Source organism: Streptomyces sp. NPDC007088, assembly GCF_042869355.1.
Taxonomy (GTDB): Bacteria; Actinomycetota; Actinomycetes; order Streptomycetales; family Streptomycetaceae; genus Streptomyces.
The window spans coordinates 1-13,364 of sequence record NZ_JBIAFO010000001.1 but is presented as its reverse complement, the minus strand read 5'-3'; the positions used below and the strand labels follow the sequence as shown (position 1 = coordinate 13,364).

At 71.1% G+C, this 13,364-nt stretch carries 12 protein-coding genes and 1 rRNA gene; 8 read left to right on the top strand and 5 right to left on the bottom strand.

The features are described from left to right. Nucleotides 1-26: 26 nt before the first annotated feature. The gene (locus tag ACFYMP_RS00065; RefSeq protein WP_388847890.1) at nt 27-2,657 is read left to right on the top strand and encodes an FHA domain-containing protein; all 2,631 of its coding nucleotides are present in this window, start codon (nt 27-29) and stop codon (nt 2,655-2,657) included. Nucleotides 2,658-2,860: 203 nt separating this feature from the next. Here the strand turns inward: ACFYMP_RS00065 and ACFYMP_RS00060 are convergent, their stop codons facing one another. After that, nucleotides 2,861-3,727 (bottom strand): transglycosylase SLT domain-containing protein, encoded by an 867-nt coding sequence (locus tag ACFYMP_RS00060; protein ID WP_388847887.1) that lies wholly within the window; start codon nt 3,725-3,727, stop codon nt 2,861-2,863. Between the two features lie 606 nt (nt 3,728-4,333). Between ACFYMP_RS00060 and ACFYMP_RS00055 the strand changes: the two genes are divergently transcribed. Further along, on the top strand, nt 4,334-5,482 hold the full coding sequence (locus tag ACFYMP_RS00055) for a GAF domain-containing sensor histidine kinase (protein WP_388847884.1): 1,149 nt from the start codon (nt 4,334-4,336) through the stop codon (nt 5,480-5,482). Then, nucleotides 5,475-6,149, top strand: a complete 675-nt coding sequence (locus ACFYMP_RS00050; protein WP_388847881.1) for a response regulator — start codon at nt 5,475-5,477, stop codon at nt 6,147-6,149. The genes ACFYMP_RS00055 and ACFYMP_RS00050 overlap by 8 nt, the downstream gene beginning before the upstream one ends. Nucleotides 6,150-6,177: 28 nt before the next feature. On the opposite strand, the gene ACFYMP_RS00045 is transcribed toward ACFYMP_RS00050, so the two are convergent. Beyond that, nucleotides 6,178-6,966, bottom strand: coding sequence for a hypothetical protein (locus tag ACFYMP_RS00045; RefSeq protein ID WP_388847878.1), 789 nt, complete (start codon nt 6,964-6,966; stop codon nt 6,178-6,180). Between the two features lie 124 nt (nt 6,967-7,090). On the opposite strand from ACFYMP_RS00045, the gene ACFYMP_RS00040 reads away from it, so the two are divergent. From ACFYMP_RS00040 to ACFYMP_RS00030, 3 genes are all read left to right on the top strand, one after another. Next, entirely contained in the window at nt 7,091-7,882 is a 792-nt protein-coding gene (locus ACFYMP_RS00040) for an ABC transporter ATP-binding protein (protein WP_388847875.1), read from the top strand. A gap of 121 nt (nt 7,883-8,003) precedes the next feature. Beyond that, nucleotides 8,004-8,435, top strand: a complete 432-nt coding sequence (locus ACFYMP_RS00035; RefSeq protein WP_388847872.1) for an NfeD family protein — start codon at nt 8,004-8,006, stop codon at nt 8,433-8,435. Nucleotides 8,436-8,627: 192 nt separating this feature from the next. Then, nucleotides 8,628-9,611 carry an SPFH domain-containing protein gene (locus ACFYMP_RS00030; RefSeq protein ID WP_388847869.1) on the top strand — a complete coding sequence of 328 codons (984 nt, stop codon included), beginning with the start codon at nt 8,628-8,630 and terminating at the stop codon, nt 9,609-9,611. Between the two features lie 93 nt (nt 9,612-9,704). Here the strand turns inward: ACFYMP_RS00030 and ACFYMP_RS00025 are convergent, their stop codons facing one another. The 3 genes from ACFYMP_RS00025 to ACFYMP_RS00015 form a co-directional block, all read right to left on the bottom strand. Further along, a complete protein-coding gene (locus ACFYMP_RS00025; protein WP_363145764.1) occupies nt 9,705-10,217 on the bottom strand; it encodes an HNH endonuclease in 513 nt (170 codons plus the stop codon). A 173-nt stretch (nt 10,218-10,390) separates the two neighbouring features. Then, complete coding sequence (locus ACFYMP_RS00020; protein WP_388847865.1) at nt 10,391-10,927, bottom strand: YbhB/YbcL family Raf kinase inhibitor-like protein; 537 nt, start codon at nt 10,925-10,927, stop codon at nt 10,391-10,393. A 162-nt stretch (nt 10,928-11,089) separates the two neighbouring features. Then, nucleotides 11,090-11,872, bottom strand: coding sequence for a sporulation protein (locus ACFYMP_RS00015; protein ID WP_388847862.1), 783 nt, complete (start codon nt 11,870-11,872; stop codon nt 11,090-11,092). A gap of 163 nt (nt 11,873-12,035) precedes the next feature. Here ACFYMP_RS00015 and ACFYMP_RS00010 point away from each other — a divergent pair, with 163 nt between their 5' ends. After that, complete coding sequence (locus ACFYMP_RS00010) at nt 12,036-12,692, top strand: DNA-3-methyladenine glycosylase (protein ID WP_388847859.1); 657 nt, start codon at nt 12,036-12,038, stop codon at nt 12,690-12,692. A gap of 579 nt (nt 12,693-13,271) precedes the next feature. Continuing rightward, a 16S ribosomal RNA gene (locus ACFYMP_RS00005) occupies nt 13,272-13,364 on the top strand; the annotation flags it as partial.

The window sequence follows — 13,364 nt, the reverse complement described above, 5'->3', positions numbered from 1 at the left end:
GGGGGACAGAAGTAGTGGGGCCTGGAGTGCCGGAACTCGTACTGGAAGTCAACGGAAGGACCTGGCCGCTCGATCCGTCCAGGTCGTACACGGTGGGACGGGACCCACAGGCCGATGTCGCCCTCGACGACGCGAGGGTCTCGTGGCGGCACGCCACGGTCGGCTGGGACGGGCGCGGCTGGGTCGTCGAGGACCACGGGAGCACCAACGGGACCTTCGCGCGGGGCCACCGGGTCCAGCGCGCGGAGCTCGGGCCGGGCGCGGCCGTGCACCTCGGGAACGCGACCGACGGCCCCCGGCTCAGTCTCCGGGCCCCGGCGCGGTCCGCGCCCGCCCACCCGCTCCCGGAACAGACGCCCCCCGCGCGGCCGGCCGGGCCCCGGCCCGCCGCCGGGGCCCCGCCCTACGGCGCCCCGCCGCAGGGCGCGCGGGCCGAAGCGGCGCCCACCGGTCCCGTACCGCAAGCGGCCGGCCGGGCACCCACCGGTTCCGGACCGCGGACCGGTCCCCAGGCCGGGTTCCGCGCCGCGCCCCCCGCCGCGGAAGCCGCCGAAGCCGCCGAGGCCCAGGAGCGGCCGCTCGCGGGAGGGCCGGTACCGCCGCAGAACCGGGGGCCCGCGGGCCCCGGTGCCGCCCAGGCGGACCGCAGCCCGACCACCTTCCATCAGGTCGCGCTCGGGCGGCGCATGCGGATCGGCCGTGCGCTGGAGAACGAGCTGGTCGTCTCCGACCTCCAGGTCTCCCGCCACCACGCCGAGTTCCACGCGACGCCCGAGGGCCGCTTCGAGATCCACGACCTCGGCTCGCACAACGGCACCTACGTCAACGGACAGCCGCTGCCCAAGTCCGGTACGGCGCGGCTCGGGCCGCACGACGTCGTCGGCGTCGGGCACTCGGCCTTCCGGCTCGTCGAGGGACGGCTGGAGGAGTTCGTCGACTCCGGTGACATCTCCTTCTCCGCGCGCCGCCTCACGGTGACCGTGGACGGCGGCAAGCAGATCCTCAAGGACGTGTCCTTCGGGGTCCCGGAGAAGTCCCTCATCGCGGTCATCGGCCCCTCGGGCTCCGGGAAGTCCACCCTGCTCAAGGCGCTCACCGGATACCGGCCCGCCGACCAGGGCGAGGTGCTCTACGACGACCGGGACCTGTACAAGCAGTTCGCGGAGCTGCGGCAGCGCATCGGGCTCGTACCGCAGGACGACATCCTGCACAAGGAGCTGACCGTCCAGCGCGCCCTGCGCTACGCGGCCAAGCTCCGCTTCCCCGCCGACACCAGCGAGCAGGAGCGGCAGGAACGCATCAGTGAGGTGCTGGGCGAGCTGAAGCTCGACGTGCACAAGGAGAAGAAGGTCACCTCGCTCTCCGGCGGGCAGCGCAAACGCGTGTCGGTCGCTCTGGAGCTGCTGACCAAGCCCTCGCTGATCTTCCTCGACGAACCCACCTCGGGGCTCGACCCGGGGATGGACCGCGACGTCATGCAGCTGCTGCGGGGCCTCGCCGACGACGGCCGCACCGTGCTCGTCGTCACCCACTCGGTGGCCGAGCTGGCGCTGTGCGACAAGCTCCTGGTCATGGCGCCGGGCGGTTCGGTGGCCTACTTCGGGCCGCCCGAGGAGGCCCTGAACTTCTTCGGCTACCAGAGCTGGGCCGACGTCTTCTCGGCCTTCGAGGAGTACCGCGACTACGACTGGGCGGGCCGCTGGAAGGGCTCCCAGCACTACCAGCTGTACGTGGCCGACTCCGACATCTCCGCCTCCCAGCCGGTACCCACCGTGCGTCCCGCCGCCCAGTCCGCGAAACCGCGCAAACCGCAGGGCTGGTTCGCCCAGCTGTGGACCCTCATGCGCAGATACGTGGCGGTCATCGTCTCCGACAAGGGCTTCCTCGCCCTCACCGTGGCCCTGCCCGTCGTACTCGGCGTGGTCTCCGTGGTCATCCCGGCCAAGTGGGGCCTGGCCGCGCCCGAGCCACCCGCGCGCTTCAACAGCGCCGCCGGAATGGTGCTCATGATCCTCGTGGTGGGCATCTGCCTGTCGGGCGCCGCCAACTCGGTGCGCGAACTGATCAAGGAACGCGTGATCTACGAACGGGAACGGGCCACCGGCCTGTCCCGCTCGGCGTACCTCATGTCCAAGGTCATCGTCCTGGGCGTCGTCACCGCGCTCCAGGGCGTCATCATCACGGCGATCGGCACCAGCTCCCGCGCCCTGCCCGAGGACGGGCTGCTGCTGCCGCCCGCGGCGGAGATCTGCCTCGCGATCATCGCGATCGGGCTGACCTCGATGGTCGTGGGCCTGCTGATCTCCTCGCTCGTGCGCACGAGCGAGATGACGATGCCGCTGCTGGTCATGTTCGCGATCGTGCAGCTCGTGTTCACCGGCACGCTCTTCCAGATCTTCGGCCGTCCCGGGCTCGAACAGCTCGCCTGGCTGATGCCCTCGCGCTGGGCGGTCGCCGCCTCGGGGGCCACCCTCGACCTGGGCCACCTCATGCCGCCCTGGGACGACAAGAAGCCGGGCGACCTCGACCCGCTGTGGGAACACAGCCAGGCCCAGTGGTTCACCGACATGGGGGTGCTGCTCGGCCTCGGCCTGGTCCTGCTCTTCGTCGTGGCCCGGCTGTTGCGCCGCCACGAACCGGAGGTCATGCGCAAGTGACCCCGCCGGACGCGTGGGACAGGGCAGACGCGCGCGACGCGTGAGACGCCGGAGGGCGGCACCCCCGCTGCGGGTGGGTGCCGCCCTCCGGTGTCGCCGGTTCACCGGCTCGTACTTCTGTCTACGTCACACCACGCACGCCGTTCGGGCGAGGTGGAGTCTCTGCCGGGGCTCCGCCGGGCTCGGCCCGCGCGGTCAGGTGCTCAGTAGGCCGAGTTGACGTTGTCCATCGTGCCGTACCGCGCGGCCGCGTAGTTGGCGGCGGCCGTGATGTTCGCGACCGGGTCGTAGATGTCGTTCGAGGTGCCCGAGACGTGGTAGCGGTCGAAGGTCGGCTGGATCACCTGGAGCAGCCCCTTGGAGGGGATGCCGTTGCGGGCGTTGATGTCCCACAGGTTGATCGCCTTGGTGTTGCCGGAGGACTCACGCAGGATGTTGCGGTGCAGGCCCTCGTAGGAGCCGGGGATGCCCTTGGCCTTCATGATGTCCAGGGACTGGCGGATCCAGCCGTCCAGGTTGTTCGCGTAGACCGGCTTGCGCGCGGCGCCCCGGCTCGCGGTCTGCTGGCCGGCGCGGTCCTTGGTCGCGGTGGCCTTCGAGCGGGCGTCGGCGTTCTTCTGCGCCTCGGCCTTGGCCTGGGCCTCCTGGGCGGCCTGCAGCTTCGCCTTGGCGGCCTTCGCCTGCTGGTCGGCGTGCGCCATCTGGTTGGTGACGCTGGTGTGCAGATCCTTGACCTGCTTGTCGCCGGGCAGGGACTGGGCGGCGGCCACGGACTGGTCCGTGGACGTCTTGCCCCCGCTCGTCGCGGGGATCGCGATCCCGCAGGTGAGGACGGCGACGGAGCAGACGCCTATCCCGGCGAGCTGCATCTTCTGGGTGCGCTTGAGCTGGCCTCCGCGCAGCGAAGCGGGAACGGCACCGGCGACGCGGGTCTGCGCCGAGCTGAGCTGGGCGCCCACCCTGCTGTCCGAGACGCGGGCACGGGCGGAGCTGAACTGCTCGCCGACCTGCGACTGGGCGGTGCTGATGCGCTTCTGGGCGTTCCGGATGAACGTGGAGATGTCAGACATGGCAGATGGTGACCTCTTCGTGTAAGCGGGAGGTCGCTCTGGCTCGGTGGGGGGACGAAACGGATCTCCGGCACAAACGCCGGTGAAACCGACGCCGAGCGACGGGAGCCATTGTTAGCGGCCGCAAAATGCCGTGGCAAAGATGTGACGTACGATCCCGGTTAGTTGCGAAGGGTCCGTTTTAGGGCCTATGGCACGCCTTCGCCCGCAGGTCATAACGGGCATTAGGTGCTTACTACGCACGTTCGTACGTGATCTGGACCCTATGCCGGTCCTCACAGGCGACCCCCGGTGTTCTCACCATGCGTTGCGAGAGCAATGCGCGGGGTGAGGGGCGCGGGCGAGCCCCGTTCCGGCCGTCCGGGCCGCCGGTTCCCGGTCAGAAGGCGTCTCCTGCCCCGTCCGGAGCGGGGGACACGTCCGCTCTGCGCCGCCCTTCCCCGGACAAGGCCCTATATAGGGGAGCGGCCTCGACAGGGGAGCGGCCTCGGCGGCGGCAGGGACCGCGGCCGGCCCCCGCGGGCCGCAGGGCCTACGTCCCAGGTCCCGTACCGGCCCCCGCGCCGGACCGATCCGCCCGCGGTGACCCGCCGGTACGGTGAGGCCATGAGTCAAGGTCCCCGCGCCGGTCTGTACGCGGTCAGCTCGGCACTGCTGGCCATGAGCAGGCCGCTTGAGGTCCACGACGTCCTCAAGACCATCGTCGCCTCCGCGCGCGAGCTGCTCGACGCCGAGTACGCCGCCCTCGGCGTTCCCGACGACCACGGGGGCTTCGCCCAGTTCGTGGTGGACGGCGTCAGCGAGGAGCAGTGGAAGGCCATCGGCCCGCTGCCCCGCCAGCACGGCATCCTCGCCGCGATGCTCCACGAGGGCCGCACCGAACGCCTCGCCGACGTGCGCGAGGACCCCCGCTTCAAGCGCTGGCCGGCCGCCCACCCCGACATGTCCGACTTCCTCGGCCTGCCCGTGCGCTACGGAGGGGAGACCATCGCGGCCCTCTTCCTCGCCAACAAGAAACGCCCCAAGCCCGACGGCGTCTGCGGATTCACCGAGGAGGACGAGGACCTGCTCGGCATCCTCGGCCAGCACGCCGCGATCGCCCTCACCAACGCCCGGCTGTACGAGCGCAGCCGCGAGCTGACCATCGCCGAGGAACGCTCCCGCCTCGCCCACGAACTGCACGACGCGGTCAGCCAGAAACTCTTCTCGCTGCGCCTCACCGCACAGGCCGCCGCCGCCCTCGTGGACCGGGACCCGGTACGCGCCAAGGACGAACTGCATCAGGTCGCCCAGCTCGCCGCCGAGGCCGCCGACGAACTGCGCGCCGCCGTCGTCGAACTGCGCCCCGCCGCCCTCGACGAGGACGGCCTGGTCCAGACCCTGCGCACCCAGATCCGCGTCCTGGACCGCGCCCACGCCGCCCACCTCAGCTTCAGCAGCGGAGGAGTACGGGCCCTGCCCGCCGCCCAGGAGGAGGCCCTGCTCCGGGTCGCCCAGGAAGCCCTGCACAACGCGCTGCGGCACTCCGGCGCCACCCGCGTCGACGTCACCCTCTACCGCGACGGGGCGAACGGGGCGGTCCTGCGGGTCATGGACGACGGCTCCGGCTTCGACCCCGGCGCGGTGCGCGCGGCGGGACGCCACCTCGGTCTCGTCTCCATGCGGGACCGGGCGGGCACCGCGGGCGGCAGGCTCAGAGTGCGGTCCGCGCCCGGAAAGGGCACCACGATCGAGATGGAGGTCCCCGGTGGCTGAAGAGGACAAGGCACCGGCGCCCGGCGCGACGCGCGCCATCAGAGTGCTGCTCGTCGACGACCATCAGGTCGTCCGGCGGGGACTGCGCACCTTCCTGGAGATCCAGGAGGACATCGAGGTCGTCGGCGAGGCCGCCGACGGCGAGGAGGGAGTGGTCCGGGCCGGGGAACTGCGGCCCGACGTGATCCTCATGGACGTGAAGATGCCCGGCATGGACGGCATCGAGGCGCTGCGCACCCTGCGCGGACTCGACAACCCCGTGCGGGTGCTCGTCGTGACCAGCTTCACCGAGCAGCGCACGGTCGTCCCCGCGCTGCGCGCCGGAGCGGCCGGCTACGTCTACAAGGACATCGACCCCGAGGCGCTCGCCGGGGCCATCCGCTCCGTGCACGCAGGCCACGTCCTGCTGCAGCCCGAGGTCGCCGGGATGCTCCTGGCCCAGGAGGACCACGGGCCGGGACCGGGACGGGGCGGCACCCTCACCGACCGGGAGCGCGAAGTGCTCGCCCTCATCGCGGACGGCCGCTCCAACCGGGAGATCGCCCGCGCCCTCGTCCTCTCCGAGAAGACCGTGAAGACGCATGTCTCCAACATCCTGATGAAACTCGACCTCGCCGACCGCACCCAGGCCGCCCTGTGGGCCGTACGCCACGGAATGGCCCGCTGAAGAACCACCGCCCCCACCGGGAAGGCGCCTACGTCCGGCGCCGCTGCCCCTCCTCCACCGCCGCGTTGTACGCGGCCACGACGGCCCGCCGCGCCATCCGCTCCACCGGCCGCAGCGCCTCCGTACGCGCCGCCATCTCCCCGGCGCTCACAGCCGCCCCGTGCCCGGACTCCTCGGCGACGGAGATCAGCAGACCCACCCGCTGCGCCAGCTCCAGCACCCGTACCGCGCGCGGCGGGTACCCCGGGGCCAGCGCCTCACGGCCCCGCTCGGCCCGCGCGCGGTAGGCGGCCACGGTGGCCTCCGCGACCGGCCCGGACCCCGCGACGTCGAGCCGCGACAACACCTCGGTCGCCTCCCGCATCGCCTCGGCCAGCTCCCGCTCCGCCTCCCCGAGCGAGGGCACGTCGGCCGGCGGGGCCTCGCGCACCGGACGGCACCGCCACACCACCTCGACGTGGACGTCGCCCTCCGGCCCGGCCTCGGACACCTCCGGGACCAGGCCGACCGCCGCCCCCACGCCGACCACCGCCTCCCCCGCGTCGAGAGCCGCGGCGTTGAACTCCGCGGGGCCGGAGAGGCCCAGCGGATGCCCCGGGGCGGGCAGCGCGAGCCGCAGCCCGGTCACACCGAGTGCGCGCAGCCGCCCCAGCGCCAGCGTCAGCCCCACCGGAGCGGACTCGCCCGGCAGGTCCACGACGCGGTGCACCGCGTCCTCCCCGACGATCGCGAGCGCGGCGTCGTCGGGAGAGACAAGACCGGCGAGACGGGCATTTCCCCATGCGGCCAGACGGCCGGACCGTGGTTCCGAAAGCATGCCCCCAGCCTAAGGACAGGACTGAGGAAGGCTTCCCCCGGCCGGTGGCGTAGGTTTTCCCTGGGGGCTGCGTCCGACGCGACGCCAGCGACAAGCCGAGACTGCAATGGGAGACAAGGCGCTCATGAGCGATGTACTGGAACTGGTGGACGTATCGGTGGTCCGCGAGGGCCGCGCTCTGGTGGAGCAGGTCTCCTGGTCCGTCAAGGAAGGTGAACGCTGGGTCATCCTCGGGCCCAACGGCGCCGGCAAGACCACCCTCCTGAACGTCGCCTCCAGCTACCTCTTCCCCAGCACCGGCACCGCCCGCATCCTCGGTGAGGAACTGGGCCGGGTCGACGTCTTCGAACTGCGCCCCCGCATCGGCGTCGCCGGAGTCGCGATGGCCGAGAAGCTGCCCAAGCGGCAGACCGTACTGGAGACCGTCCTCACCGCCGCGTACGGCATGACCGCCACCTGGCAGGAGAACTACGAGGACATCGACGAGCAGCGGGCCCGCGCCTTCCTGGACCGCCTCGGCATGACCGAGTTCCTCGACCGCCGCTTCGGCACGCTCTCCGAGGGGGAGCGCAAGCGCACCCTCATCGCGCGCGCCCTCATGACCGACCCCGAACTGCTGCTCCTCGACGAGCCCGCGGCCGGACTCGACCTCGGCGGCCGCGAGGATCTGGTCCGCCGCCTCGGCCGGCTCGCCCGCGACCCGATCGCGCCCTCCATGATCATGGTGACCCACCACGTCGAGGAGATCGCCCCCGGCTTCACGCACGTGCTGATGATCCGCCAGGGCAAGGTGCTCGCCGCCGGCCCGCTGGAGCTCGAACTCACCTCCCGCAACCTCTCGCGCTGCTTCGGCCTCCCGCTCGTCGTCGAACAGCACGGCGACCGCTGGACCGCCCGCGGCCTGCCGATGAGCTGAGCCGGACCCGGCCCGGCGACCGCCCCCGAGCCGCCCGCCGAGCCCAACCGCCGCCGCCCCGCGCCCCGTACGCCGTGTACGGGCCCTGTCCCGTGACGGCCCGCGCACCTACCATGACGGTGTGGACATCGACGCATGGGTCTGGTGGCTGGTCGGCGCGGTGGCGCTCGGAATACCGCTCGTGATGACCGCGATGCCGGAGTTCGGCATGTTCGCGATCGGGGCGGCGGCCGGAGCCGTCGCGGCGGCGCTGGGCGGCGGAGCCGTCGCCCAGGTACTCGTCTTCGTGATCGTCTCCGTGGCCCTGCTCGCCGTGATCCGCCCCTACGCGGCCCGCCAACGCAGTCAGCGACCCCAACTCGCCAGCGGAATCGACGCCTTGAAGGGCAAACAGGCGGTCGTCCTGGAACGGGTGGACTCCTCGGGGGCGGGCCGCGTCAAGCTCGCCGGGGAGATCTGGTCCGCCCGCCCCCTCGATCCCGACCAGAGCTACGAGGCCGGCCGACAGGTGGACGTCGTCGAGATCGACGGCGCCACGGCGGTGGTCATATGACCCCGGCGGCGCCCCCGGCCCGGCTCCACCACCCGCACCGCCGCCCCCGGGACCCGCACCGCCCGAAACGGCCGGATCGCGCCCTCCCGCGCACTGTCCTGGACGAATCCCCTCCAGCGGCCCGCTCGTTCTGACACACTCGCCTCAAGATCTTTCCGCAGGACCTCGGCACGAAGGGCACGGGCAGCAGCGATGGAACCGGTCATCATCGTCCTCATCATCCTGGTGGTGCTCGTCTTCATCGCTCTGATCAAGACGATCCAGGTCATCCCCCAGGCGAGCGCGGCCATCGTGGAACGCTTCGGCCGCTACACGCGCACCCTCAACGCGGGACTCAACATCGTCGTCCCGTTCATCGACACCATCCGCAACCGCATCGACCTGCGCGAACAGGTCGTGCCCTTCCCCCCGCAGCCGGTGATCACCCAGGACAATCTGGTGGTCAACATCGACACGGTCATCTACTACCAAGTGACCGACGCGCGGGCCGCGACCTACGAGGTCGCCAGCTACATCCAGGCCATCGAACAGCTCACCGTCACCACGCTGCGCAACATCATCGGCGGCATGGACCTGGAGCGGACCCTCACCTCCCGCGAGGAGATCAACGCGGCCCTGCGCGGAGTCCTCGACGAGGCCACCGGCAAGTGGGGCATCCGCGTCAACCGCGTGGAACTCAAGGCCATCGAACCGCCCACCTCCATCCAGGACTCGATGGAGAAGCAGATGCGCGCCGACCGCGACAAGCGCGCCGCGATCCTCCAGGCCGAGGGGGTGCGCCAGTCCGAGATCCTGCGCGCCGAGGGCGAGAAGCAGTCCGCCATCCTGCGCGCCGAGGGCGAGGCGAAGGCCGCGGCGCTGCGCGCGGAGGGCGAGGCCCAGGCCATCCGCACCGTCTTCGAGTCGATCCACGCGGGCGACGCGGACCAGAAGCTGCTGTCCTACCAGTACCTCCAGATGCTCCCGAAGATCGCCGAGGGCGATGCCAACAAGCTCTGGATCGTGCCCAGCGAGATCGGCGACGCCCTCAAGGGCCTCAGCGGCGCGGTCGGCAACTTCGGCATGATGGGCGGCGGTTCGGGCGGCGGCTCCGACTCCTCCGGCCCGGCTCCCTCGGGTTCACGCGGCAGCGGCTCCGAGAAGACCTTCCCGCGCGAGCGCCCGCCGATCGACTGAAGCCGCGTCGCGTCACGTGTGCGGGGCCCGTCCCCTTCCGTGGGGGGACGGGCCCCGCACACACGAGGTCGCGGCGCGAACGCCGTTCACAGGTCAGGCGACGGCCGGCCGGCGCCCCTGCCACTCCGGCAGCGACAGCAGATCGTCCTGACCGAGGGCCAGCAGCATCGCGTCCGCGGGGGTCGGCTCGAAAGGCTGCCGCAGCAGCGGCATCCCCGCCTGCTCCGGCGTACGGTCGGCCTTGCGGTGGTTGTCCTCGGCGCACGAGGCGACCGTGTTGAGCCAGGAGTCGGAGCCGCCCCGGGAGCGCGGTACGACGTGGTCGACCGTCGTGGCGCGCCGACCGCAGTACGCGCACCGGTGCCGGTCCCGGATCAGCACCCCGCGCCGCGACCACGGTGCCTGTCTTCGGAACGGCACCCGTACGTACCGGCAGAGCCGGATCACCTGCGGCACGGGAAGCTCCATCGTGGCCGCCCGCATCAGCAGACCGGGGTGGGCCCGCTCGACGACGGCCTTGTCCGTCAGCACCAGCACCACCGCACGGTTCAGGGTCACCGTCGACAGCGGTTCGAAGCTCGCGTTCAGCACCAGCGTGTCCCGCATCTCGCCCACCTCCCATGCGCCGGCCGCTCCGCGCGGTCGGGATCAACTCTGGCCGGGCACACCGAGATGGACAACGCAATAAAAAGTGCCCGCCCCTGATCAATTCCATGACCAGGGGCGGGCAAACACCGGGCGAACTCCCGGGCGCGCACCGGCGGGTGCGTCAGAGGCGCTCAGTCCCGCGCCGCGATGGCGTACTCCCCGACGAGCTGGGCCCGGCCCAGCGTGTGGAAGTGCAGGTTGAAGCCCACGACGGCGGGGGTCGCGTCCGCGTCGGGACCGAGCTTCTCCTGATCCACCGCGTGCACGGTGAACACGTAACGGTGCGCCGGGTCCCCGGGCGGCGGCGCCGCTCCGCCGAAGTCCCGCGTCCCGTAGTCGTTGCGCACCTGGACGGCGCCCTCGGGCAGCCCCGTGAAGGGCTCCGTGCCGGCGCCCGCGGGCAGCTCGGTGACCGTCGCCGGGATGTCGAGGACCACCCAGTGCCAGAAGCCACTGCCGGTGGGCGCGTCCGGGTCGTAGCACGTCACCGCGAAGCTCTTCGTCCGCGCCGGGAATCCCTCCCAGCGCAGGTGCGGCGAGGTGTTCCCGCCGCTCTGCGCCTGGGCCTCGGCGAGCGTCGCCCCGGGTGCCACGTCCTCGCTCACGACGGTGAACGACGGCACCTGCGGCAGCAGCTCGTAGGGGAGCGGCGGCCTCTTCTCACTCACTTGGCAAACCTCCAGTGCTGCTGACTCGTCGGGACGGCTCACGCGCTGACGCGGGCGAGCGCCCGACCACGGCGACCAGCGTAGATCGCCCCCGTCCCCGGGCCGGTACCCGCGCCGGGGCACGCGAACCGGGCCCGGCCCCCCGCGCCGTACGGCGCGCGCTCAGAACCAGCTGCGCCGACTGCCGACCTCCGACAGCCACTGGTTGAGGTACGCCGCCCAGTCGGTCCCGTGGTAGTCGTGCAGCCCGACCTGGAAGGCGCGGAAGGAGTCGCTGCCCTCGCTGAACAGACCGCTCTTCTTGTCCATCTCCAGTACGACGTCCATCTCCCGGTCGTCGGCGACGAAGCTCAGCTCGACCTGATTGAGGCCCCGGTACTGCTCCGGCGGATAGAACTCGATCTCCTGGTAGAAGGGCAGCCGCTGCCGGGTGCCGCGGATCGAGCCGCGCTCCAGGTCGGCGCTCTTGAAGCGGAAGCCGAGCTGTCCGAACGCGTCGAGGATCGCCTGCTGGGCGGGCAGCGGGTGGACGACGACGGGGTCGAGGTCGCTGGAGTCCACGGCCCGCGCGATCGCCAGCTCGGTGGTCACCCCGATGTTCATCCCCGTGAGGTGCCGGCCGGCGAAGGAGGTGACGGGCGTCTCCCAGGGCATCTCCAGGCCGAAGGGCACGGCGTGCACGGCCCCTTCCCGGAGGTCGAAGGCGCCGCCGAGCCGCACCTTGGCGAACTCGATGTCCTGCTTGTACTCCTGGTCCCCGCTCTCGACCTCGACACGCGCCTGGAGCCCGACGGACAGCCCCTCGATCCGCTGGTCCACCGAACCGCCCTGGATGCGGACCTCACCCTGGACCACCCCGCCGGGCACCACGTTCTCCTCCGTGAGCACCGTCTCCACCGAGGCACCGCCCGAGCCGAGACTCGCGAGCAGCTTCTTGAACCCCATGTCTGTTCCTTCCCCATGATCGTGCCGGGCCTGAGCGACTTGCTTGATACGAACGCGGTCCGCGGATCTCCGGTTCCCGCCCCGCACCGGCGTCCGGGCCCGCAGCGGTGATCCGATTGCGGGGCCGGACGGTTCCGGTCCGGTCTGTGTACCCTCGGAGGCCATGATCGCGGCCCATGACCGTACGCCCCTGCCCCGCTCCTTCTTCGACCGCCCCGTTCTGGAGGTCGCCCCGGAACTGCTGGGGCGTCTCCTGGTGCGCAACGCCCCCGAGGGCCGCACGGTCCTGCGGCTGACGGAGGTCGAGGCGTACGACGGGGAGATCGACCCGGGTTCGCACGCCTACCGGGGGCGCACGGCCCGCAACGGCGTCATGTTCGGCCCGCCCGGTCACGCGTACGTCTACTTCACCTACGGCATGTGGCACTGCCTGAACGTGGTGTGCGGTCCCGAGGGGAGTGCTTCGGGGGTGCTGCTGCGGGCCGGGGAGATCGTCGAGGGCGCGGAACTGGCCTGGCCGCGCAGGCCGGCGGCGCGCACCGAGCGGGAACTCGCGAAGGGCCCGGCCCGGCTCGCGACCGCGCTGGACGTGGACCGCGCGCTGGACGGCGCCGACGTGTGCGGTCCGCCGGACGCCCCTCTGCACCTGCTTGCGGGTACGCCGGCACCCGCCGGGCAGGTCCGCAACGGCCCCCGGACCGGGGTGGCCGGAGAGGGAGGGGTCCACCCGTGGCGTTTCTGGATCGACGGTGACCCGACGGTGAGCCCCTACCGCGCGCACAGCCCGCGCCGCCGCAGGAAGCCGACCGCCACTCCATAACCCCCCGAACAGCGGCGCTTGACTCCGGGCGGCCCAACGCCTAACGTAGCCCAAGCCGCTTGTACCGGGTACTGCTCTCAGCAGCCGGGAGTGGCCAACCACTACACCACCTTTCAGACCCGAGCGGGTCTCTGTTTCGTTGTGCCCCGGCATGCCGAAATACATCCGCGAAAGCTCGATTATGAGCTTGCGGGGAAATCGGTTAACGTAGTGATCACGCCGAAAGGGAAAGGCCCAAAAGCCGGAACCAAAGGCGTGAAGCCCGCTCCAGTGGGTGGCAGAAACGGAAATCGGATCTGCTAGACTGGAAACACGAAATACCGAAGGGAAGCGCCCGGAGGAAAGCCCGAGAGGGTGAGTACAAAGGAAGCGTCCGTTCCTTGAGAACTCAACAGCGTGCCAAAAGTCAACGCCAGATATGTTGATACCCCGACCTACAGGCCCTTGGGCCGGTGGGTTGAGGTTCCTTTGAAGTAAACACAGCGAGGACGCAGTGAATCCGGGGATTATTCCTCCCCGTGGTTCCGCTCTCATTGTCTGTGCACCCGCAGCTTTTAATTAAGCACAGTCGGGTAAGCATTCACGGAGAGTTTGATCCTGGCTCAGGACGAACGCTGGCGGCGTGCTTAACACATGCAAGTCGAACGATGAAGCCCTTCGGGGTGGATTAGT